At 63.5% G+C, this 23,004-nt stretch carries 17 protein-coding genes; 10 read left to right on the top strand and 7 right to left on the bottom strand.

Going from position 1 to position 23,004, the window contains the following annotated elements; translation table 11 throughout:
• Positions 1-49 precede the first annotated feature (49 nt).
• From recC to LQ249_RS26465, 6 genes are all read left to right on the top strand, one after another.
• Positions 50-3,502 carry an exodeoxyribonuclease V subunit gamma gene (gene recC / locus LQ249_RS26490; protein WP_017849494.1) on the top strand — a complete coding sequence of 1,151 codons (3,453 nt, stop codon included), beginning with the start codon at positions 50-52 and terminating at the stop codon, positions 3,500-3,502.
• Positions 3,499-7,173, top strand: a complete 3,675-nt coding sequence (gene recB / locus LQ249_RS26485) for an exodeoxyribonuclease V subunit beta (RefSeq protein ID WP_232566002.1) — start codon at positions 3,499-3,501, stop codon at positions 7,171-7,173. Before recC ends, recB begins: the two co-directional genes overlap by 4 nt.
• Positions 7,170-9,239 carry an exodeoxyribonuclease V subunit alpha gene (recD, locus tag LQ249_RS26480; RefSeq protein WP_104904453.1) on the top strand — a complete coding sequence of 690 codons (2,070 nt, stop codon included), beginning with the start codon at positions 7,170-7,172 and terminating at the stop codon, positions 9,237-9,239. The genes recB and recD overlap by 4 nt, the downstream gene beginning before the upstream one ends.
• Before the next feature lie 143 nt (positions 9,240-9,382).
• Positions 9,383-9,958, top strand: coding sequence for a YfiR family protein (locus LQ249_RS26475; protein ID WP_046382063.1), 576 nt, complete (start codon positions 9,383-9,385; stop codon positions 9,956-9,958).
• The gene (locus tag LQ249_RS26470) at positions 9,955-11,217 is read left to right on the top strand and encodes a diguanylate cyclase domain-containing protein (protein ID WP_232566001.1); all 1,263 of its coding nucleotides are present in this window, start codon (positions 9,955-9,957) and stop codon (positions 11,215-11,217) included. The genes LQ249_RS26475 and LQ249_RS26470 overlap by 4 nt, the downstream gene beginning before the upstream one ends.
• A 4-nt stretch (positions 11,218-11,221) precedes the next feature.
• Positions 11,222-11,713: an OmpA family protein gene (locus LQ249_RS26465; RefSeq protein WP_079444696.1), complete on the top strand. Its 492-nt coding sequence runs from the start codon at positions 11,222-11,224 to the stop codon at positions 11,711-11,713.
• A 143-nt stretch (positions 11,714-11,856) separates the two neighbouring features.
• Here LQ249_RS26465 and LQ249_RS26460 read toward each other — a convergent pair whose 3' ends face one another.
• Both LQ249_RS26460 and LQ249_RS26455 read right to left on the bottom strand, forming a co-directional pair.
• Positions 11,857-12,147: a DUF3077 domain-containing protein gene (locus LQ249_RS26460; RefSeq protein WP_017849488.1), complete on the bottom strand. Its 291-nt coding sequence runs from the start codon at positions 12,145-12,147 to the stop codon at positions 11,857-11,859.
• A gap of 333 nt (positions 12,148-12,480) precedes the next feature.
• The gene (locus LQ249_RS26455; RefSeq protein WP_046382067.1) at positions 12,481-13,428 is read right to left on the bottom strand and encodes a LysR family transcriptional regulator; all 948 of its coding nucleotides are present in this window, start codon (positions 13,426-13,428) and stop codon (positions 12,481-12,483) included.
• Positions 13,429-13,559: 131 nt separating this feature from the next.
• Between LQ249_RS26455 and LQ249_RS26450 the strand changes: the two genes are divergently transcribed.
• Both LQ249_RS26450 and mmsB read left to right on the top strand, forming a co-directional pair.
• Positions 13,560-15,077, top strand: a complete 1,518-nt coding sequence (locus LQ249_RS26450) for a CoA-acylating methylmalonate-semialdehyde dehydrogenase (RefSeq protein WP_057005303.1) — start codon at positions 13,560-13,562, stop codon at positions 15,075-15,077.
• A gap of 15 nt (positions 15,078-15,092) precedes the next feature.
• A complete protein-coding gene (gene mmsB / locus LQ249_RS26445) occupies positions 15,093-15,980 on the top strand; it encodes a 3-hydroxyisobutyrate dehydrogenase (RefSeq protein WP_017849480.1) in 888 nt (295 codons plus the stop codon).
• Between the two features lie 50 nt (positions 15,981-16,030).
• On the opposite strand, the gene LQ249_RS26440 is transcribed toward mmsB, so the two are convergent.
• On the bottom strand, positions 16,031-16,375 hold the full coding sequence (locus tag LQ249_RS26440; protein WP_010566207.1) for a cupin domain-containing protein: 345 nt from the start codon (positions 16,373-16,375) through the stop codon (positions 16,031-16,033).
• Between the two features lie 385 nt (positions 16,376-16,760).
• Here LQ249_RS26440 and kynB point away from each other — a divergent pair, with 385 nt between their 5' ends.
• Both kynB and kynA read left to right on the top strand, forming a co-directional pair.
• Positions 16,761-17,411 (top strand): arylformamidase, encoded by a 651-nt coding sequence (gene kynB / locus LQ249_RS26435; RefSeq protein WP_046382069.1) that lies wholly within the window; start codon positions 16,761-16,763, stop codon positions 17,409-17,411.
• Positions 17,408-18,265 carry a tryptophan 2,3-dioxygenase gene (kynA, locus tag LQ249_RS26430; RefSeq protein WP_046488227.1) on the top strand — a complete coding sequence of 286 codons (858 nt, stop codon included), beginning with the start codon at positions 17,408-17,410 and terminating at the stop codon, positions 18,263-18,265. Before kynB ends, kynA begins: the two co-directional genes overlap by 4 nt.
• 82 nt (positions 18,266-18,347) lie before the next feature.
• Here kynA and LQ249_RS26425 read toward each other — a convergent pair whose 3' ends face one another.
• From LQ249_RS26425 to antA, 4 genes are all read right to left on the bottom strand, one after another.
• Positions 18,348-19,751 carry an amino acid permease gene (locus LQ249_RS26425; protein ID WP_201021539.1) on the bottom strand — a complete coding sequence of 468 codons (1,404 nt, stop codon included), beginning with the start codon at positions 19,749-19,751 and terminating at the stop codon, positions 18,348-18,350.
• A gap of 73 nt (positions 19,752-19,824) precedes the next feature.
• Complete coding sequence (antC, locus tag LQ249_RS26420; RefSeq protein ID WP_177030510.1) at positions 19,825-20,832, bottom strand: anthranilate 1,2-dioxygenase electron transfer component AntC; 1,008 nt, start codon at positions 20,830-20,832, stop codon at positions 19,825-19,827.
• A gap of 150 nt (positions 20,833-20,982) precedes the next feature.
• A complete protein-coding gene (gene antB / locus LQ249_RS26415; RefSeq protein ID WP_232566000.1) occupies positions 20,983-21,474 on the bottom strand; it encodes an anthranilate 1,2-dioxygenase small subunit in 492 nt (163 codons plus the stop codon).
• Entirely contained in the window at positions 21,474-22,865 is a 1,392-nt protein-coding gene (antA, locus tag LQ249_RS26410) for an anthranilate 1,2-dioxygenase large subunit (RefSeq protein ID WP_046382073.1), read from the bottom strand. The genes antB and antA overlap by 1 nt, the downstream gene beginning before the upstream one ends.
• Positions 22,866-23,004: the final 139 nt, after the last annotated feature.

Genomic DNA, 23,004 nt, shown 5'->3' with positions numbered 1-23,004 from the left:
TCAGTGCTAAAGTCCATGCCTCGATTTTGCTTTTGCCAAGGAAGCCGTTATGCCGGATGCGATGCCTCTCAGCGCAGGATTCATGGTGGTTCACGGTAACCGCCTGGACGAACTGCGCAGCCTGGTGGTCAGTTGGATGCGCCGTTATCCCCTGGCCCCTCTGGAAAATGAAATCGCCCTGGTCCAGAGCAACGGCATCGCCCAATGGCTCAAGCTGGCCCTGGCCGAAGATCCGGAAGATGACGACATGGGTGGCTGCGGCATTGCTGCGGCGATCGACGTGCAACTGCCCGGCAGCTTCATGTGGCAGCTCTATCGCATGGTCCTGGGGCGCGACGAGATCCCGCCCAAATCCCTGCTCGATAAAGCCCCGCTGACCTGGCGTCTGATGCGCCTGCTCCCCGAGCTGATCAATCAACCGCACTTCGAGCCGCTGCAGCGCTTCCTCACGGACGACTCCGACCTGCGCAAACGCTACCAACTCGCCGAGCGATTGGCCGACCTGTTCGACCAATACCAGGTCTACCGCGCCGACTGGCTGGAAGATTGGGCCGCCGGCCGCCATCAGTTGCGTAACGGCCGCGGCGAATCCAAACCCCTCGACCCCGCCAACTGCTGGCAAGCCGAGTTATGGCGCGCCCTACTGCTGGATGTGGGCGAAGCCGGCATGGCGCAAAGCCGTGCCGGTGTGCATCAGCGCTTTATCGAACGGATCAATAGCCTTGAGCAAGCACCGCCAGGGCTGCCTTCCCGAGTGATTGTTTTCGGCATTTCCTCATTGCCCGCCCAAGCACTCGAAGCGCTCGCCGGCCTGGCGCGCTTCAGTCAGGTCCTGCTCTGCGTCCACAACCCCTGTCGCCACCATTGGTCCGACATCGTGGCCGACAAGGACTTGCTGCGTAACGAATACAAACGCCAGGCACGCAAAGCCGGCATGCCGGTCACCATCGACCCGCAAACCCTGCACCAGCATGCTCACCCGTTGCTCGCCGCCTGGGGCAAGCAAGGTCGCGACTACATCAGCCTGCTCGACAGCTACGACGATCCCAACAGCTACCGCGCAGCCTTCCGCGACGGCCGCATCGACCTGTTCAGCGACGGCGAACCGACCACACTGCTCAACCAGCTCCAGGACGATATCCTCGAACTGCGCCCGCTCAACGAAACCCGCGACCTCTGGCCCGCCGTCGATCTGCAGCGCGATACCTCGATCCGCTTTCACATCGCCCACAGCGCCCAACGCGAAGTGGAAATCCTCCACGACCAATTGCTCCAACGCTTCAGCGCCGATCCGGCGTTGCGTCCCCGCGACATCATCGTCATGGTCCCCGACGTCGACAGTTACGCGCCGCACATTCGCGCGGTGTTCGGCCAGTTGGACCGCAATGATCCGCGCTTCATCCCCTTCACCCTCACCGACCAGGGCCAACGCGGCCGCGACCCGCTGTTGATCGCCGTCGAACACCTGCTCAAGCTCCCCGACAGCCGCTTCCCGGTCAGTGAAATCCTCGACCTGCTCGACGTCCCGGCCCTGCGCGAACGCTTCGCCATCAAGGAGCGCGACCTGCCGACGCTGCATCGCTGGATCGAAGGCGCCGGCATCCGCTGGGGCCTCAATGCCGAACAGCGCGCCGGTCTCGGTCTACCCCACGAGTTGGAGCAAAACAGCTGGCGATTTGGTTTGCGCCGTATGCTGCTCGGTTATGCCGTGGGCACGGGTGTCGCCTGTGACGGCATCGAGCCCTACGACGAAATCGGCGGCCTCGACGCCGCCTTGATCGGCCCGCTGGTCGCGTTGCTCGACGCACTCAGCGACGCCCACCAAGCCTTGTCGCAACCTGCGGCTCCGCAAGAATGGGGCGAGCGCCTGCAACGCTTGATGCAGCTGTTTTTCCTGCCCAGCAGCGAACACGACGACTACCTGTTGGGCCAGCTCGAACAGCTCCGCGAAACCTGGCTGGAAACCTGCGAATCCGTCGGCCTGCAGGACGAGTTACCGCTCACTGTAGTCCGCGAGGCGTGGCTAGCCGGTCTGGACCAAGGGCGCCTGTCCCAGCGCTTCCTCGCCGGAGCTGTCAATTTCTGCACCCTGATGCCGATGCGCGCGATCCCGTTCAAGCTGGTCTGCCTGCTCGGCATGAATGACGGCGACTACCCACGCGCCCAACCACCGCTGGATTTCGACCTGATGGGCAGCGACTACCGCCCCGGCGACCGCTCACGCCGCGAAGACGACCGCTACCTGCTGCTCGAAGCCCTGTTGTCAGCCCGCGACCAGCTCTACATCAGCTGGGTCGGCCGCAGCATTCGCGACAACAGCGAGCGCCCGGCATCGGTATTGATCGGTCAACTGCGCGATCATCTCGCCAGCGGCTGGCAGTCAAGCCAAAGCGACGCACCGCTGCTTGACGCGATGACCCAGGAACACCCGCTCCAACCCTTCAGTGCGCGCTATTTCCACGCCGGTGACCCGCTGTTCAGCTACGCCCGCGAATGGCAGTTGCTGCACGAAGTCACGGATGCGCCGCCAGACAACACCGAACTGGCGGCCCATCGACAGGAAGAACCCCTGAGCCTCGGTCAGTTGCAGGACTTCCTGCGCAACCCGGTCAAACACTTCTTCAGCCAGCGTCTGAAAGTATTCTTCGAGGCTGCCGAAGTGCCGCTGGCCGATGAGGAACCCTTTGTCCTCGACGCCCTGCAACGCTACAGCCTGAGCGACAGCCTGCTGAACGCCGCGCTGAGCCAGCCCGATCATGTCGACCAGGCGCTCAGCGCCCAGGCCCGTCGCCTGCAAGGCAGCGGCCTGCTGCCGATGGTTGGTTTCGGCGAGTGCCTGCGCAACGAACTGATCGAGCCCTTGCCCGGGCTGCTGCAACGCTATCAACAACTGCTGGCCCTCTGGCCCACTCCGCACACCGGCGCGGAACCGATCAGTTTCGAGCATCAAGGCATTCAGCTCGAAGGCTGGATCAGCGGCCTGCATCGGCGCAGTGATGGCGGATTGTTGAGCGTCACCACCATCCCCAACAGCATCGGCTCGATCAAGACCCGCAAGTGGCATCGGCTGATTCGCCCGTGGGTCAACCACTTGGTGGCCTGCGCCTGCGGCCTGCCGTTGAGTACCGCGCTGGTGGCCAGCGACGACACCTTGTTGCTGGCCCCGTTGGAACCCTCCAGCGCCCAGGACATCCTCGGCGACCTGCTGCTGGCCTGGCACGTCGGCATGGCCAAACCGCTGCCCGTCGCGGTTAAAACTGCGTTCGCCTGGCTCGGTCAGACCGACCCGGCCAAAGCCGCGGCGGCCGCGAGCAAAGCCTACGAAGGTGATGGCATCAACACCGATGGCGAACGCCGCGAAAGCCCCGCGCTGACCCGGCAATTCCCCGACTATGCGGCCCTGGTGGCCAGCGAAGCATTCGAAGGTTGGTGCGAAACCTTGTACCGGCCCCTGATCAACGCCGCCTGGCGATCACTCACTGGCGAGGAGGCCGGCGCATGAGCAGCAAACCCTTGGCCCTGGCCTTCCCGCTCAAAGGCAGCCAGCTGATTGAAGCCAGCGCCGGCACCGGCAAGACCTTCACCATTTCCGCCCTGTACCTGCGCCTGGTGCTCGGCCACGGTGGCGATGACGCCGGCTTCGGCCGCGAACTGCTGCCGCCGCAGATCCTCGTGGTGACCTTCACCGACGCCGCCACCAAGGAACTGCGCGAACGCATCCGCATCCGCCTGGCCGAAGCCGCGCGGTTCTTTCGCGATGAGATCCAACAGCCCGACGCCCTGATCGCCGAACTGCGCGATCAATACCCGCCTGCGCAATGGCCGGCCTGCGCCAACCGTCTGGACATCGCCGCGCAATGGATGGACGAAGCCGCCGTTTCGACCATCCACAGTTGGTGCCAGCGCATGCTGCGCGAACACGCCTTCGACAGCGGCAGCCTGTTCACCCAGACCCTGGAAACCGACCACAGCGACCTGCTCGGCGAAGTGCTGCGCGACTACTGGCGGCTGTTTTGCTACCCGATGCACGACGATGCGCTCAACTGGGTGCGCAACAACTGGGGTGGCCCGGCCGCGCTGATGCCACGGGTGCGCGCGCTGTTCGGCAGCGAACGGCCCAGCGGCGAAAGCCGCGAACCGGCCGAGTTGATCACTGCGTGCCTGCAAGAACGCCGCGCCGCCCTGGTCGCCCTCAAGGCGCCGTGGCAGCAATGGGCCGACGAGTTGCGCGAGATCTGCCTGCAAGCCGTCGCCGCCAAAGCCGTCGATGGGCGCAAGATGCAAGCGCGTTACTTCGAACCCTGGTTCGAAAAGATCAGTGCTTGGGCCGCAGACGAATCCCTCGAACAACTGGACATCGGCACCGGCTTCACCCGCCTGACCCCGGACGGCATGGCCGAAGCCTGGAAGGGCGAGCCGCCGCACCACCCGGGCATCGACGCCATGGCCAGCCTCAAGGCCAGCCTGGATGCGCTGCCCACCCCCGACGCCGCCGTGTTGCAACACGCCGCCGCGTGGGTCGGCAAACGCTTCGAAGATGAAAAACGCCGGCGCGCCGAAATGGGCTTCGACGACATGCTGATCCGCCTCAACGCCGCCCTGCAAAGCGACGGCGGCGAGCGTCTGGCGAGCGTGATCCGCGAACAGTTCCCGGTCGCCCTGATCGACGAGTTCCAGGACACCGACCCGGTGCAATACAGCATCTTCGACAGCATCTACCGCATCGAAGAAAACCACCTCGACAGCGGCCTGTTCCTGATCGGCGACCCCAAGCAGGCGATCTACGCCTTCCGTGGCGCCGACATCTACACCTACCTGCGCGCGCGCCAATCCACCACCGGCCGGCATCACACCCTGGGCACCAACTTCCGCTCCAGCCACGCGATGGTCGAGGCGGTCAACCATGTGTTCCAGCGTGCGGAAACCGGGCGTGGCGCGTTTCTGTTCCGTAAGCCGAGTGGCGAAAACCCGGTGCCGTTCCAGCCGGTGCTGTCCCAAGGCCGCAAGGAGCAACTGCAGGTCGATGGTCAGACGCTGCCCGCGCTGAACCTCTGGCACCTGCCCACCGATCAGCCGATTTCCAACGCGGTTTATCGCCAGCAACTGGCGGCTGCCTGCGCCACACAGATTGTCGAATTGCTCAACGGCGGGCAGCAAGGCCGCGCTGGTTTCCTACACGCCGACGGCAGCTTCGATGGCGTGTTGCCGTCGGACATCGCCATCCTCGTGCGCGACGGTAAGGAAGCCCAAGCCGTGCGCGGTGAGTTGGCCGCCCGTGGCGTGCGCAGCGTGTACCTGTCGGACAAGGACTCGGTGTTCGCCGCCCAAGAGGCGCACGACCTGCTGGCCTGGCTCAAGGCCTGTGCCGAACCGGACGTCGAACGCCCGCTGCGCGCCGCGCTGGCTTGCGTCACCTTGAACCTGTCACTGCCGGAACTTGAGCGTCTGAACCAGGACGAACTGGCGTGGGAAAGCCGCGTGATGCAGTTCCGTGGCTACCGTGCGATCTGGCGCAGCCAAGGCGTGCTGCCGATGCTGCGTCGCCTGCTTCACGACTTCAAACTGCCGCAAACCCTGATCGCCCGCAGCGATGGCGAGCGCGTGCTGACCAACCTGTTGCACCTCAGCGAACTGCTGCAACAGGCGGCCTCCGAATTGGACGGCGAACAGGCCTTGATCCGCCACCTGGCCGAACACCTCGCGCTGTCGGGGCAGGCCGGTGAAGAACAGATCCTGCGCCTGGAAAGCGACGAGCAACTGGTCAAGGTGGTGACCATCCACAAATCCAAGGGCCTGGAATACGACCTGGTGTTCCTGCCCTTCATCTGCTCGGCCAAACCGGTGGATGGCAGCCGCTTGCCGCTGCATTACCACGATGCCAACGGCAAGTCGCAGGTGAGCCTGCGCCCGACCACCGAGTTGATCGCCCAGGCCGATGACGAGCGCCTGGCGGAAGACCTGCGTCTGTTCTACGTCGCCCTGACCCGCGCCAAACATGCGTGCTGGCTGGGCATTGCCGACCTCAAGCGCGGCAACAACAGCAGCTCGGTGCTGCACCTGTCGGCGCTGGGCTATTTGCTCGGTGCCGGCGCCGCGTTGGCGGAGTCCGCCGGCCTGGCGCGCTGGTTGCTGGACCTGCAGGCAGGCTGTGCCGCCGTGCATTACGCGCCGATGCCCGAAGCCCACGCCAGCGTCTTCCACCCGCCGCGTAACGAAGCCACGCTGCTCGCGCCCTTGCTGCCCAAACGCAAGGCCGCGGAAAACTGGTGGATCGCGTCCTACAGCGCCTTGCGCATCGGCGACAGCATGAGCGCCGCCAACCTTGAAGCGCCGGAAAGCCCGCAAGCCCAGAAGCTGTTCGACGACGAACGCCTCGACCCTGACGCACCGCGTGAAGCGGCTGCGTCCGGCAGCGATATTCACCGTTTCCCACGCGGCCCTAACCCCGGCACCTTCCTCCATGGCCTGCTGGAGTGGGCGGGCGAAGACGGCTTCGACGTGACCCCGCAGGCTATCGAAAAGGCCGTGGGCGCGCGCTGCAACCGCCGCAACTGGGAAGGCTGGATCATCGCCCTCAGCGGTTGGCTCGGCCATCTGCTGCAAACACCGCTGCCGCTGGATAACGATCAGGTCACGCTCAGCGGCCTGCAGCACTACCAGATCGAAATGGAGTTCTGGTTCGCCAGCCATAAAGTCGACGTGCTCGCCCTCGACAAGCTGGTGTGCCAGTACACCCACAACGGCGTCTCCCGCGTCGCAGCGGAACCGGTGTTGCTCAACGGCATGTTCAAGGGCTTCATCGACCTGACCTTCGAGCACGACGGCCGTTATTACGTGGCCGACTACAAATCCAACTGGCTCGGCCCCGATGATTCGGCCTACACCCAGGACGCCATGGAACAGTCGATCCTTGAGCATCGGTACGACCTGCAATACGTGCTTTACCTGCTGGCCCTGCATCGCCAACTCAAGGCGCGCCTGCCGGATTACGACTACGACCGCCATGTCGGCGGCGCGCTCTATCTGTTCCTGCGCGGCACTCGGGCCGCCAGCCAGGGGGCGTACTTCACGCGGCCGCCACGGGCGCTGATCGAGAGCCTGGACCTGATGTTCCAAGGCCAATCGTTACCGCCCAAGGCTGAGCCCGCCTGGGAACAAGGAGTGTTGCTATGAGCCTGTCGCCGTTACCGCTGGAGGCACTGATGCCCCTCAGCCGCGCCGCCGATCTGGTGCAACTGTTCGAACGTTGGGTCGAGCGTGGCTGGCTGCGCGCGCTGGATAAGGCGTTCGTCGGCTTTCTGCACGAACTCGACCCGCAGGCCGACCCCTTGGTGTTGCTGGCCGCGGCCCTGACCAGCCATCAACTGGGCCACGGCCATGTGTGCCTGGACCTGTTCGAGACCCTCAAGGCACCGGATTTCGCCCTGTCCCTGCCGCCGGAAGGCGACCTGCAAACCGGCGCCATGCTGCTGCCGTCGCAACTGCTCGCGGGCCTGGACGGCGCGCATTGGTGCCACGCCCTGGCCGCCAGCCCCTTGGTCGCGTTGGCCGTCGACGGCAGCGAGGCCGCGCAAAGTCGCCCGTTGGTGCTGTCCGGCAAACGCTTGTACTTGCGCCGCTATTGGACCTACGAACGACGCATCGACACGGCCTTGCGCCTGCGCCTGGCCACAGCAGAAAGCCTCGCCGCCGATCTGCCCCAGCGCCTGAACGGCCTGTTCGACCAAGCGCCGCCCGATGGCGTGATCGACTGGCAGAAACTCGCCTGCGCCCTGGCCACTCGCGGGGCGTTCAGTATCGTCACCGGCGGCCCCGGCACCGGCAAGACCACCACCGTGGTGCGCTTGCTCGCGCTGTTGCAGGCGCCGGCCGTGGAGGCCGGCAGCCCGTTGCGCATTCGTCTGGCGGCGCCCACCGGTAAAGCCGCCGCACGGCTTACCGAGTCCATCAGCCAGCAAGTGCTGTCGTTGAATGTGCCTGACAACGTGCGGGAAAAAATCCCGACCCAGGTCACCACCGTCCACCGCCTGCTCGGCAGCCGCCCGGGCACCCGCCACTTCCGTCATCACCTGGGCAATCCATTGCCGCTGGATGTGCTGGTGGTGGATGAAGCCTCGATGATCGACCTGGAAATGATGGCCAACCTGCTTGATGCCTTGCCGCCCCACGCACGCTTGGTGCTGCTGGGCGACAAGGACCAACTCGCCTCGGTCGAGGCCGGCGCCGTACTCGGCGACCTGTGCCGCGACGCCGAGGCCGGCTGGTACAGCGCCGACACCCGCCGATGGCTGCAAGCGGTCAGCGGTGAAGACCTGGGCAACAGCGGCCTGCAGGAGGACCTCGATGGCAGCCACCCGCTGGCCCAGCAAGTGGTGATGCTGCGCTACTCGCGGCGCTTCGGCGAAGGCAGCGGCATCGGCCAACTGGCGCGTTGGGTCAACCAGCAGAACGCCGAAGAAGCCCGACGGTTACTGGCCGCGGGCAGCCACCGCGACTTGTTCTGCGTCAGCCTCAAGGGCGAACACGACCACGCATTGGAACGCCTGGTGCTGGACGGGCCGGGCGATGGCGCCGAGGGCTACCGTGCCTACCTGAACCTGCTGCACGCCGCGCGCCCGTCTCTCGACACCCCGCGTGACGACCCCGCCTGGACCCATTGGGCGCAACAACTGCTGCACGCCTTCGACGCCTTCCAACTGCTCTGCGCCGTGCGCAAGGGCCCTTGGGGCGTGGAAGGGCTGAACCTGCGCATCACCGCCGCCTTGCGCAAAGCGCGGCTGATCGACGGTGACGAGCAGTGGTACGAAGGCCGCCCGGTGCTGATGACCCGCAACGATTACGGCCTGGGCCTGATGAACGGCGACATCGGCATCGCCCTGAAATTGCCCGAAAGCGCCGGCGGCCCCCACGTGTTGCGCGTGGCCTTCCCGCGTAACGACGGCCAGGGCGGCGTGCGCTTTGTGCTGCCCAGCCGGCTCAACGATGTGGAAACCGTGTACGCCATGACCGTGCACAAATCCCAGGGCTCCGAGTTCACCCACACCGCGTTGATCCTGCCGGACGCGCTGAACCCGGTGCTCACCAAAGAACTGATCTACACCGGCATCACCCGCGCCAAGCGCTGGTTCAGCCTGATCGAGCCACGCGGCGGGGTGTTCGAAGAAGCCGTGCGGCGCAAGGTCAAGCGCTTGAGCGGGTTGATGCTGGAGTTGGGGCATGAGCCCGGGAAACCTGACTGATCGGTCATTTGGTATTTCGGATTTGAGTGTCATATTTTTCTGAAAAAATAGCGGGACCCTTCGAGGCGTAGCCTCGCGGGGCTTTCCGCCGCTGTGCTATCGTTGCGGCATCACCCCTCGTTGACACCTGAGAGAATCGCTGCATGAACGTGGCTGTCTCGTCCACAGAGCATCGCTTGAGCTGGAGACGCATGTTACTGGTGGCCGTGCTGTGCCTGCTCGCGCCGCGTGCTTTTGCCCAGACGGCCAGCCCCGTGGGCATGGCCGACTCCCGTGCCCAGGCGGTGACCCAGGTGGTGCTGGGTATCCTCAGTTATGCGCGCTGGCCGGTGGAACCGGCGCAACTGCGCCTGTGCGTCGTCGGGCCGACCCAATACACCGACGACCTGGTCAAAGGCACCACCCAAGCCACCGGTCGCCCGGTGGTGGTGCAGCGCCTGCTGGCCGACAACCCCGATATCGTCAATGCCTGCGACGCTGTGTACATCGGCGAACTCAATACCGATGAGCGCAGCCGCTTGTTTGCGTCATTGATGGGCCACCCGGTACTGAGCATCAGCGAAGGCGGCGACCAATGCACCGTCGGCAGTCTGTTCTGCCTGCGGGTGGGCGATGAGCAGGTGTCGTTCGAGGTCAACCTCGACTCCGTGGCCCGCAGCGGCGTGCGTATTCACCCCAGCGTGTTGCAGCTGTCGCGCCGTCGAGCGCCTGCGTCATGAGATGGACGAAAGCGCAACCGACCCTGCGCTCGGTCATCGGCCGCGGGCACTTGATCCTGGCGTTGGTGGCGGTGACGCTGGCCAGTGTGTCCCTGACCTTGCTCGGGGTGCTGGCGCTGCGCGTGTATGCCGAACACAACCTGCACCTGATCGCACGCTCCATCAATTACACCGTGGAAGCGGCGGTGGTGTTCAACGACCGTGCGGCGGCCACCGAAGCCCTCAGCCTGATCGCCTCCACCGAAGAAGTGGCCCAGGCCCAAGTCTTCGACGCCAACGGCCGGCTGCTGGCGCAGTGGCTGCGGCCGGACACCGGGATGTTGTCCCGGGTCGAGCTGCAACTGGCCCATTCGCTGCTCGAACAGCCGATCAGCCAGCCGATCATTCACCAGGGGCGCACCATCGGCAGCATTCACCTGACCGGTCACGGCGCCAGCCTGTTGCGCTTTTTGCTCAGCGGCCTGGCCGGGATTCTGATCTGCACCGTCCTCAGCGCCTGGGTCGCCGTGCATTTGGCGCGGCGCCTGTTGCAGGGGATTACCGGGCCGTTGCACAGCCTCGCGGCGGTGGCCCACGCCGCGCGCATCGAGCGCGACTTCGACCGCCGCGTGCCACGGGCACAAATCGCCGAACTCGACAGCCTGGGCAACGACTTCAATGCCCTGCTGGAAGAAATGCAAGCCTGGCAAAACCACCTGCAAAGCGAAAACGAAAGCCTTGCCCACCAGGCCAATCACGACAGCCTGACCGGCCTGCCCAACCGCGCGTTCTTCGAAGGCCGCCTGATCCGTGCCCTGCGCAGCGCCGCCAAGGCCAACGAGCGGGTGGCGGTGCTGTTTCTCGACAGTGACCGCTTCAAAGACATCAACGACAACTTCGGTCACGCCGCCGGCGATGCGGTGCTGGTGGCGGTTGCCACGCGCGTGCGCGCGCAATTGCGCGAAGACGACCTGGTGGCACGCCTGGGCGGCGACGAGTTCGCCATCCTGCTCTCGCCGCTGCACAAGGTGGAAGATGCCCAGCGCATCGCCGACAAGATCATTGCCAGCATGGACATACCGATCCCGGTGCCGGGCGACACCCACGTGTTGACCTCCCTGAGTATCGGCATCGCCATCTACCCCGATCATGGCGTCACCCCCGGCGCCCTGCTCAACGCCGCCGATGCGGCGATGTACCAGGCCAAACGGTTGTCACTGGGCGGCCAGCAAACGGCGGAGGCGGAGCTCCCCGTCGTCAACGTTCACCACAGGAGTTGATCCCTTGTTCTCGACTGCACGCGTTGTGTTTATCACCTTATTCGTGGCCCTGCTGGCCCTGAGCGGCTGCCAGACACCCCCTCCCAAAGGCCTGAGCCCGGCGCAAGTCGCCGTCCTCAAGCAACAAGGCTTCGAACTGACCGACGACGGCTGGGCGTTCGGGCTGTCGGGCAAAGTGCTGTTCGGCAGCGACGTCGAAAGCCTCAACGCCCCCAGCACGGTCATTGTCGAGCGCATCGGCAAGGCGTTGCTGGGCGTGGGCATCGACCGCGTGCGGGTAGACGGCCACACCGACGCCTCGGGCAAAGAGAGCTATAACCAGCAACTGTCTCTGCGCCGCGCCAAAAGCGTGGCCACGGTGCTGACCCGCGTGGGGATGAAGGAGGAAAATATCCAACTGCGCGGCCTGGGCAGCAGCCAGCCGGTCGCCGCCAACGACACCGCCGCAGGGCGCACCGAGAATCGTCGGGTGTCGATTGTGGTAAGTACCGACTAAGCGACTTCGCCCATTCCAATGCGTGAAATGCAATCAAATGTGGGAGGGGGCTTGCCCCCGATAGCGGTCGGTCAGACAGATGCATGCTGACTGACACACCGCCATCGGGGGCAAGCCCCCTCCCACATTTGTAAAGTGTTCGCTTAACTGCTCGGCGTCAGCGCCTGCGTCAAGTCATCCACCACCGCCTTGCCCATCTCACACAGATAATGCGCCGCCCAGGCGTATTGCTCGCCGCGCACATCCATGGCGGCTTCCATCGCGAGTTTCTTGGCGTAGTAAAGCAGGGTAGAGGCGTGTTCCAGCGCTTCGCCGAGCGGCATGCCCGCGTTGACGCGGAACAGTGGTTTTTCGTTTTCGCCGTAGTCGCCGAAGGTGACGACGCCGAGGGTGGTGAAGGCAGAAAGCGGTGGATCGGGGACGATTTTGGTCATGGTGTTTCTCTTAGGTTAAGAAGTAGAAACCGCCACGGCATGTCGCTAAACATGGAGAGGTGGCAGCTGTACGCAGGTTAGCGAACCGGTAACCTAGGAACCCGGTAGACCCCGAAGGTCTCCCGCGCACAGCCGCCATAACACGATAAAGCTGGCAAAAAATGCCAGCCAAAGTAGTGGAGGAGGTCATACCTACGTTTCTCGGGTCGCTAAACCCAACCGCTGTTTTGCAGCGACCCGAGGAGGCTAGACACTCAAATTCTATGGCGCAATAGGGTGGAGATTCTCTAGGAATCGTCCTGCAATTTAAAGCGAATCGTCGTTGCTGGCCCTTTAATCCGCAAACCGCATCTCCCGCGTCTCCCCCATCAACAACCCCCGATTCTGCTCCGTCACCTCGCGTATGTAATCCCACAACAACGTAATCCGTTTCAACTTCCTCAAGTCCTCCCGGCAATACATCCAAAACTGCCGCGTAACCGCAATCTGCTCCCCGAGCACCGGCAATAGCCGTGGATCCTGCGCCGCCAAAAAGCACGGCAGAATCGCCATCGACCGTCCTTGCTGCGCCGCCACGTACTGCGCGATCACGCTGGTGCTGCGCAGGCTGGCGCTGGCGCCGGGGACTACGTTGGCCAGGTACAACAGCTCCGAGCTGAAGGCCAGGTCGTCGACGTAGCTGATGAACGGATGCTCGGCCAGATCCGTCGGGCGGTGGATGGGTGGGTGTTGGTCGAGGTAGTCCTGGGTCGCGTACAGCTGCAACTTGTAGTCGCACAGTTTGCAGCACACATACGGCCCGTGTTCCGGGCGTTCCAGGGCGATGACGATGTCGGCTTCGCGCTTGGACAGGCTGATGAAGTGGGGCAGGGGCAGGATGTCGACCGAGATCGCCGGGTAGGTGTCGACGAAGTGGCTCAACTGCGGGGTGACGAAGAAGCTGCCGAAGCCTTCGGTGCAGCCCATGCGGACATGCCCGGACAGCGCCACGCCGGAGCCGGAGACTTGTTCGCAGGCCATGTGCAAGGTGCTTTCGATGGATTCGGCGTAGCCGAGCAAGCGCTGGCCTTCGTTGGTGAGGACGAAACCGCTGGTCCGGGATTTTTCGAACAGCAGGGTGCCGAGTGATACTTCCAGTGAACTGATGCGCCGCGACACGGTGGTGTAGTCCACCGCCAGGCGCTTGGCAGCGACGCTGGCCTTGCGGGTGCGGGCCACTTCGAGGAAAAACTTCAGGTCGTCCCAGTTCAGGGAACCCAGTGATGTGATGTTTTTTTGCATATTGGACCGGCTTTTATGTGCGTTCTTATTAGAAGTTTGCACATCTATACTCCAAAAACAGTCCGAACGCCTCATCCTCAAGGCGATTCAACGCCTTGGTTCTCTGCCTATAAATACAAATTGGAGACCACATGAACGCATCTGCCGATATTTCCGTGCAACAGGTCAAGTTGTTGATCAACGGTGAATGGGTCGAGTCCAAGACCACCCACTGGCAAGACATCGTCAACCCGGCGACCCAGCAAGTGCTGGCCAAAGTCCCGTTTGCCACCGCTGAAGAAGTCAACGCTGCCATCGACGCCGCCCATCGTGCCTTCCAGACCTGGAAGCTGACCCCGATCGGCGCACGCATGCGTATCATGCTCAAGCTGCAAGCCTTGATCCGCGAGCACTCCAAACGCATCGCCGTGGTCCTCAGCGCCGAGCAGGGCAAGACCATTGCCGATGCCGAGGGCGATATTTTCCGTGGCCTGGAAGTGGTGGAGCACGCCTGCTCCATCGGCACCCTGCAAATGGGCGAGTTTGCTGAAAACGTCGCCGGTGGTGTCGATACCTACACCCTGCGCCAACCCATCGGCGTGTGCGCCGGGATTACTCCGTTCAACTTCCCGGCGATGATTCCGCTGTGGATGTTCCCGATGGCGATTGCCTGCGGTAACACCTTCGTCCTCAAGCCTTCCGAGCAAGACCCGCTGTCCACGATGCTGCTGGTGGAGCTGGCGCTGGAAGCCGGTGTGCCGGCCGGCGTGCTCAACGTGGTACACGGCGGCAAGGACGTGGTGGATGCGCTCTGCACGCATAAAGACATCAAGGCAGTGTCGTTCGTCGGTTCGACCGCCGTGGGCACCCATGTGTACGACCTGGCCGGCAAACACGGCAAGCGCGTGCAATCGATGATGGGCGCCAAGAACCATGCGGTGGTGCTGCCGGATGCCAACCGTGAACACACCCTCAACGCCTTGGTCGGTGCCGGTTTCGGCGCGGCGGGCCAGCGTTGCATGGCCACTTCGGTGGTGGTGTTGGTGGGCGCTTCCAAGCAATGGCTGCCCGATCTGAAGGCGCTGGCGCAGAAGCTCAAGGTCAATGCCGGCAGCGAAGCGGGTACGGATGTCGGCCCGGTGATTTCCAAGCGTGCCAAGGCGCGCATTCTGGAACTGATCGAAAGCGGCGTGAAAGAAGGCGCCAAGCTGGAGCTGGACGGGCGTGACATCCAGGTGCCGGGCTTCGAGCAAGGCAACTTCGTCGGCCCGACGCTGTTCTCGGGCGTGACCACCGACATGCAGATCTACACCCAGGAAATCTTCGGACCGGTGCTGGTGGTGCTGGAAGTCGACACCCTCGATGAGGCCATCGCGCTGGTCAACGCCAACCCATTCGGCAACGGCACCGGCCTGTTCACCCAGAGCGGGGCGGCGGCGCGTAAGTTCCAGAGCGAAATCGACGTCGGCCAGGTCGGCATCAACATCCCGATCCCGGTGCCGGTGCCGTTCTTCAGCTTCACCGGTTCGCGCGGTTCCAAGCTCGGCGACCTCGGCCCGTATGGCAAGCAAGTGGTGCAGTTCTACACTCAGACCAAAACCGTCACCAGCCGCTGGTTCGATGACGACACGGTCAACGATGGCGTCAACACCACCATCAACCTGCGCTGATTCCGGGAGACGAGCATGAAGATTGCATTTATCGGCTTGGGCAACATGGGCGCGCCCATGGCCCGCAACCTGATCAAGGCCGGCCACGCGCTGAACCTGTTCGACCTGAACCAGGCGGTACTCAAGGAACTGGCCGAACTGGGCGGCAGCATCAGCGGTTCACCGCGCGATGCGGCCACCGGTGCCGAGCTGGTGATTACCATGCTGCCGGCCGCTGCCCATGTGCGCAGTGTCTGGCTGGGTGAAGACGGCGTTTTGGCCGGCATCGGCCAAGGCGTGCCGGCGGTGGATTGCAGCACCATCGACCCGCAGACCATCCGCGATGTCGCGGCGGCGGCAGCCAAGCAAGGGGTGGCCGTCGCCGATGCACCGGTCTCCGGCGGCACTGGCGGCGCGCAAGCCGGGACGCTGACCTTCATGGTCGGCGCCAGCGCGGACTTGTTCGCCACCCTGCAACCGGTGCTGGCGCAGATGGGCCGCAACATTGTGCGTTGCGGCGACGTCGGCACCGGCCAGATCGCCAAGATCTGCAACAACCTGCTCCTGGGCATCAGCATGGTCGGCGTCAGCGAAGCGATGGCCCTGGGCGATGCGCTGGGCATCGACACTCAGGTGCTGGCTGGGATCATCAACAGTTCCACCGGGCGCTGCTGGAGTTCCGACACGTACAACCCGTGGCCGGGCGTGATCGAAACCGCGCCGTCATCGCGGGGTTATACCGGTGGTTTCGGTGCCGACCTGATGCTCAAGGACCTGGGGCTGGCCACCGAAGCTGCGCGCCAGGCGCACCAGCCGGTGATCCTCGGCGCTGTGGCCCAGCAGTTGTATCAATCGATGAGCCAGCGCGGGGAAGGGGGCAAGGACTTCTCGGCGATCATCAACAGCTACCGCAAGCCCAAATAGATACCGCCTGTGGCGAGGGCGCTTGCTCCCTCGCCACTATTTATTGCGGTTCAGGCAAACACAAAATACTTACGCACCGTCTCGACCACTTCCCACGTCCCCTTCATCCCCGGCTCCACCACAAAAATATCCCCCGCGCGCAAATGGATCGGCTCCAGGCCTTCTGGGGTGATCACGCAGTAGCCTTCCTGGAAATGGCAGTATTCCCACTTCACGTATTCCACGTACCACTTGCCCGGTGTGCAGATCCAGGTGCCCATGATCTTGCTGCCGTCTTCGCTGGTGTAGGCGTTGAGGTTGACGGTGTGCGGGTCGCCTTCGAGCTTTTCCCATTTGCAGGCATCCAGGACCGGCAAGGGGTGGGTGTCGCGCAGTACGGTGATGGGTTTGGACATGATGACTCCGAGGCAGGTGAACGAGAGTCGAACCCTATAGCGTCGCAGGCAGGGTCAATGGTCTGAACTCGACATCGAGATGCCCAGAAGCGCAGGCGAATACCACTGCTCAGGCCAAGTGCAGTTCATGTGGGAGGGGGCTTGCCCCCGATGGCTGCGGATCAGCTAGCACATGTGTCAACTGACACACTGCCATCGGGGGCAAGCCCCCTCCCACATTAACCCTCGGTGGCAGCGTCACTGTGGCTCGGCGACACTTTCGAGCGTAGATAAGCCATTTCCTCGCATTAAGTGCGAAAGATTTCCCGCTTGTCGCAGGAATTCGCAAGAAAATTCACGGCTGGCCCTCGTATCATTCACTTCAGTCACGACCGAGAGCCTTGATATGAACCCAATAAAAACGTGGTGGGACATCAGCCCGCCCTTGAGTACGGCGACCCCGACCTGGCCGGGGGATACGCCGTTCCAGGAAGAGCGCGTGTGGCAGTTCGGCCCGGAGTGCCCGGTGAATGTCGGGCGCGTTACCTTGTCGCCGCACACCGGCGCCCATGTCGATGCGCCGCTGCATTACAGCGCGGACGGCGCGCCGATCGGCGAGGTGTCGCTGGACGTGTACATGGGCCCGTGCCGTGTGTTGCATTGCCTGGACAGCGGCGCGCTGGTGCAGCCGCAGCAGTTGCAAGGGCGTGTGGATAACTTGCCGGAACGTGTGTTGCTGCGCACTTATCCACAGGCGCCGCTGACCGAATGGGATGCGAACTTCACCGCCATCGCCCCGCAGACCATCGAGCTGCTCGCCAGCCTGGGCGTGCGCCTGATTGGTATCGACACGCCGTCCCTGGACCCGCAACAGTCCAAGACCATGGATGCCCACAACGCCGTGGCCCGTCATGGCATGGCGATTCTCGAAGGCATCGTGCTCGATGACGTGCCGGAGGGCGACTATGAACTGATCGCCCTGCCGCTGCGGTTTGCCCACCTCGACGCCAGCCCTGTCCGCGCAATCCTGCGCCCGCTTGTGGAGCCCGCACGATGAGCCAATGTCCCTTCTCAGAGGATTACCAGCCGCCGGAAGAATGGCATAACGCCGAGTTGAATTTTTCCGAGTCCATGAGCTACGGCGACTACCTGGACCTGGGCAAAGTCCTCAGCGCCCAGCACCCGCTGTCGCCGGACCACAACGAGATGCTCTTTATCATCCAGCACCAGACCTCCGAGCTGTGGATGAAACTGATGCTCCACGAGCTCAAGGCCGCCCGCGAACACCTGCGCCTGGGCGAGTTGCCGCCGGCGTTCAAGATGCTGGCGCGGGTCTCGCGGATCTTCGATCAACTGGTACACGCCTGGGCGGTGCTGGCGACCATGACCCCGTCGGAGTACAAGGCGATTCGCCCGTTCCTCGGCCAATCGTCCGGGTTCCAGTCGTTCCAGTACCGTGAGATTGAATTCATCCTCGGCAACAAAAGCCCGGCGCTGTTGCGGCCCCACGCCCATCGCCCGCAATTGTTGCAAGAACTGCAAGTGGCGATCGCCACGCCGTCGCTGTACGACGAGGCGATCAACCTGATGGTCAAGGCCGGCCTGACGATCGACCCGCAACGCGCCGAACGCGACCCGACGGCGGCGACGGTTCACGATGCCTCCGTGGAAGCGGCGTGGCGCGAGGTCTACCGCGACCCGAGCCGTTATTGGGACCTGTACCAGTTGGCCGAAAAGTTTATCGACCTGGAAGACTCCTTCCGCCAATGGCGCTTTCGCCATGTGACCACGGTGGAACGGATCATCGGCTTCCAGCCCGGCACCGGCGGCACCGAGGGCGTGGGTTACCTGCGCAAGATGCTCGACACGGTCCTGTTCCCCGAGCTGTGGCGAGTACGTTCCACGCTCTAAACAAAAAGCCCCGGATCACCGGGGCTTTTCATTTGGAATGCAACCAAATGTGGGAGGGGGCTTGCTCCCTCCCACAGGAGTATTACTGCGCGGCGGCTACCGCTTTCGCGTTTTTGACGCGCAAGCGGTAGGCAATGTAGATCACCCCCACCCAAACCGGCATCGCATACACCGAATCGCGAACGCCCGGAATCGCCAGCATCACGCTGATGATCATCAGCATGAACGCCAGGCACAGGTAGTTGCTGAACGGGAACCAGAAGGTCTTGAACGACGGCACCACGCCTTGCTCGGCCATGGCCTTGCGGAACTTGATGTGGGTCAGGCTGATCAGCGCCCAGTTGATCATCAGCGAGGCGACCACCAGCGCGAACAGCAACTCCAGCGCGCTGTGCGGCGCGACGTAGTTGACCACCACGCACAGCAGCGTCACCAGCGCCGAAATCGCCAGGGCCCGCAGCGGCACGCCTTGTTTGTTGAGTTTCATCAGCGCTTTCGGCGCGTCGCCTTGCTCGGCCAGGCCGAACAGCATGCGGCTGTTGCAGTACACGCCGCTGTTGTACACCGACAGCGCCGCGGTCAGCACCACAAAGTTGAGGATGTGCGCGGCGGTGTCGTTACCGATCAGCGAGAAGATCTGCACAAACGGGCTGCCGCTGTAGGCATCGCCCGACGCGCCGAGGGTCTGCAGCAGTTGATCCCACGGGTACAGCGAGAGCAGCACGGTCAGCGCGCCGACGTAGAAAATCAGGATGCGGTACACCACCTGGTTGATCGCTTTCGGGATCACTTTACGCGGCTCGTTGGCCTCGGCGGCGGTGATGCCCACCAGCTCCAGGCCACCGAACGAGAACATGATGAACGCCATGGACATCAACAACCCCATGCCGCCATTGGGGAAGAAACCGCCGTGGCTCCACAGGTTGCTGATCGACGCTTGCGGGCCGCCGGTGCCGCTGAACAACAGGTAGCAGCCGAGCACGATCATGCCGACAATCGCCACCACCTTGATGATCGCGAACCAGAACTCGGTCTCACCGAAGAACTTCACGTTCAGGGTGTTGATCAGGTTCACCGCGACAAAGAACACCAGCGCGCTGACCCAGGTCGGAATCTCCGGCCACCAGAACTGGATGTACTTGCCCACGGCCGTCAGTTCGGCCATGCCCACCAGCACGTAGAGTACCCAGTAGTTCCAGCCCGCCAGGAAGCCCGCGTAACCGCCCCAGTACTTGTGGGCAAAGTGGCTGAACGAACCGGCCACTGGCTCCTCGACGATCATCTCGCCGAGCTGGCGCATGATCAGGAACGCGATAAAACCGGCAATCGCGTAGCCGAGGATCATCGACGGCCCCGCCGACTTGAGCACGCCGGCCGAGCCGAGGAACAGCCCCGTACCGATCGCGCCGCCCAAGGCAATCAGCTGAATATGCCGGTTCTTCAGGCCACGCTTGAGGCCTACCGGGTTAATCATGTCATCCGCCATTAACATTCCCTTCTACTTGTTTTTCTCGGGGTTGATTGCACGCCGCGCCCAACCCCTCAGAAGTGCTGAGGGGTCAGATATTACTCTGCGTGAACTTTTCGTAATACAACTGAACGCCATCAAGTGCCTGATCCGCCAGCCATTGTTGGATGGATTCGACCATCGGAGGGGGCCCGCACACGTACATATCGGCCGAACTGTCCCGCCATTCGGCCAGGTCGAAATGCTCGGTGAGGTAGCCACGCTTGCCGGACCATGCGGGCGGCGGGTCGCTCAGTACTTCGGTGTAGCGAAAATCCGCGAGCGTGGACGCGTAACCCTCGATGCGCGCCGCTTCGCACAGGTCCTCGGCGCCGCGCACGCCGTAGTACAGGTGGACCGGCCGTTCGCAGGCGTTGGCCGCCAGTTCATCGAGCATGCCCAGCAACGCCGACAACCCGGTGCCGCCGGCGACCAGCACCAGCGGTCGGCTGACATGGCGCAGGTAGAACGCACCCAGCGGCGCCTCCATCAGCAGCGGATCGCCGACCTGGCAACGTTCGCGCAGGTAGTTGCTCATCACCCCGTCGGGCAGCAGGCGGATCAGAAACCGCAGCTGATTGCCCGGCCGGTTGGCGAAGGAATATGCGCGCCAACTGTCGGTGCCCGGAACCGCCAGGCGGGCGTATTGGCCCGGCAGAAAGTCCAGCGCCTGGTCCAGCTGCACTTGCAGGATCGCCGTGCCGGTCGAGACCTGCCGCACCTCGCTCACCGTGCCGCGCACCTGCACCGGCCCCGGCGCGTTGCACAGGCTGGAATCGAAGTCGAAGTAGAACGTCGCATCCGACTTCACCCGGGTCTGGCAACTGAGCATCTTGCGCTGTTGCAGGTCGCGGCTGGAGAGGGCGTCCTCGTCCACATAGTCCTGGCTGTATTCGCCGCTCTCGCAGCGGCCCTGGCAGGTGCCGCACACGCCTTCGCGGCAATCCAGCGGAATCTTGATGCCATTGCGCAGGGCCGCATCCAGCAGGATTTCATGCGCGCCCACCGGGAAAAACAGCGTCTTGCCGTCGGCAAAACTGAAGGCCACTTTGTGATTCATCCCCAGTACTCCGTGGGTTCATGTGTGAACCCCTGTAGGAGCGAGCTTGCTCGCGAAAAACTCAAGGACGCCGCGTGCATTCAGGATGCCCGCGTCATCGTTGACGTCCTTCGCGAGCAAGCTCGCTCCTACAAGGGGCGTTCGCCAGCGTTACAGGTGATAGAAATCCAGCACCGAGTTGATGGTGTCGTTGAGCAACAACGCGTGCTTGCTGGTGATCAGCCAACTGTCGCCATGGGGCTTGAGGCGATAGGTCGCGTGGCCGTAGAACTGCTCCGACGTGGCCAGGCGATAGAACAGCGTGTGCCAGTTCAAGCGCACCTCCAGTGTGCCGTCCGCCTGCTCGGCGATACGCACGTTGTGGATCAGGTGCAAGGTGCGCGGCATGGGCGTGGCCGACGCCGCCTTGCCGGTGCGCAGGCGGAACACGCGGTCTTCCAGGCCCGAGCGGTTGGCGTAATAGATCAGCGACATTTCGCGCTTGGGGTCGCGGGTGTAGACGTGTTCGGAGTCCCATTGCGGCAGGTGGAATTCGCTCTGCGGGTCGAACAGCTGCACGTAGGCGTCCCAGTCCTGGGCGTCGCACAGCTCGGATTTGCGATAGAAAAATTGCTCGATCCGGTACTGCAATGGCGCATTCATCATTCCACCTCCCGCAGCTTCAGCGCGCGTTGGTCGAGGCCGTTGAGCAGGAACTGCTGCCAGTTGCGGTGCTGGTTGACGTACAAGCCTTCGTGGGTAAATTCGGTGCCGGTCATGGCGGGCTGGATGCCGAGGGCTTCGCTGTTCGGCGTTGGCCCGGTGGCCCAGCGGTGGCTGCCGCGTGAGATATCGCTCCAGCGCTCCAGGCGGCCCTGGAAACCGCGCTGGGCCTCGCGAAACTCCACCAGATCGTCCGGCGTGCCCATGCCCGAGACGTTGAAGAAGTCCTCGAACTGGCGGATGCGGTTTTCCCGGTCGGCGTCGGACTCGTGCTTCACCCCCAGGCACTGGCTGATGATCTCGGTCTTGTTCCACGCCAACGGGCGGATGATGCGCAACTGCGAGCTGATCTGGTCGAGGAAGAACAGGCTCGGGTAGATGTTCAGGTTGCGCAGGCGATGCATCATCCACTCGGCTTTTGGCTGGCCGTGTTCTGCCACCAGGCGCGGCATGATGGTGGCGTAGCCGGAGCGTACCGTGGGGTTGGGCATGTCGCTGAACAACAGGCTGTGGCCATTGTTGAAGGCGAACCAGCCGTCGTCGGTATTCGCGTCGCCGGCGCCGAGTTTGCTGTAGTCCAGCGTCGTGCCGGCCGCGGTGCCGTTCGCGGTATTGACCTGCTGGCGGTGCTGCACCGTGGCCACATAGTTGTAGTGGACGGTGCTGACGTGATAACCGTCCAGGCCGTTTTCGTTCTGCAGCTTCCAGTTGCCGTCGTAGGTGTAGGCGGACTTACCCGGCAGCACCTCCAGCTCACCGGTGGCGGACTGGGCGACCATCATGTCGAAAAACACTTTGGCGTCGCCGAGGAAGTCTTCCAGGCTGTCGGTGCCGTTCACGTCCAGGCTGATGAACACAAAGCCTTTGTAGCTGTCGATGCGCGCCTTTTTCAGGCCGCGCGTGGCCTTGTCGAAACCTTCCGGGTATTCCCCCGGCGCCTTGACCTTCACCAGCCGGCCGTCGCTCTTGTAGCACCAGGCGTGGAACGGGCAGGTGAAGGTCGACTGGTTGCCCTTGCCGACGCGGGTGAGGGTGGTGCCGCGATGTTGGCAGGCGTTGACCAGCGCGTTGAGCTGGCCGTCGCCGTCGCGGGTGATGATCATCGGCTGGCGCCCGGCGCGCATCGTCACGAAATCGTGGTTATTCGCCAGTTCGCTTTCGTGGCAGGCGTAGATCCAGTTCTTCTCGAAGATCAGTTCCATCTCCAGGTCGAACAATTGCGGCTCGGTGAACATGTCGCGGGCGATGCGGAACACTTCATCGGCGGGGCGGAAATCCAGGCAGCTGTCGATGAAGCTTTTCCATTGCTCGACGCTTCTTGCACCACTCATGGGACGCACCTTTTGATAATGGCTGAACGGGTCAGCCATTAAGCGACTGCGCCGAGGCGGCGGGCTATCCGCTTAATGGGCGAAGGCGGGCCGGATAGTTGGGCATGAAATACCCACGCCGGTGCAGGGCGGTGACGCG

It is taken from the genome of Pseudomonas sp. 7-41, from assembly GCF_021233075.1.
GTDB classification, from domain to species: domain Bacteria; phylum Pseudomonadota; class Gammaproteobacteria; order Pseudomonadales; family Pseudomonadaceae; genus Aquipseudomonas; species Aquipseudomonas veronii.
This window is presented reverse-complemented; position numbering and strand designations above follow the sequence as displayed.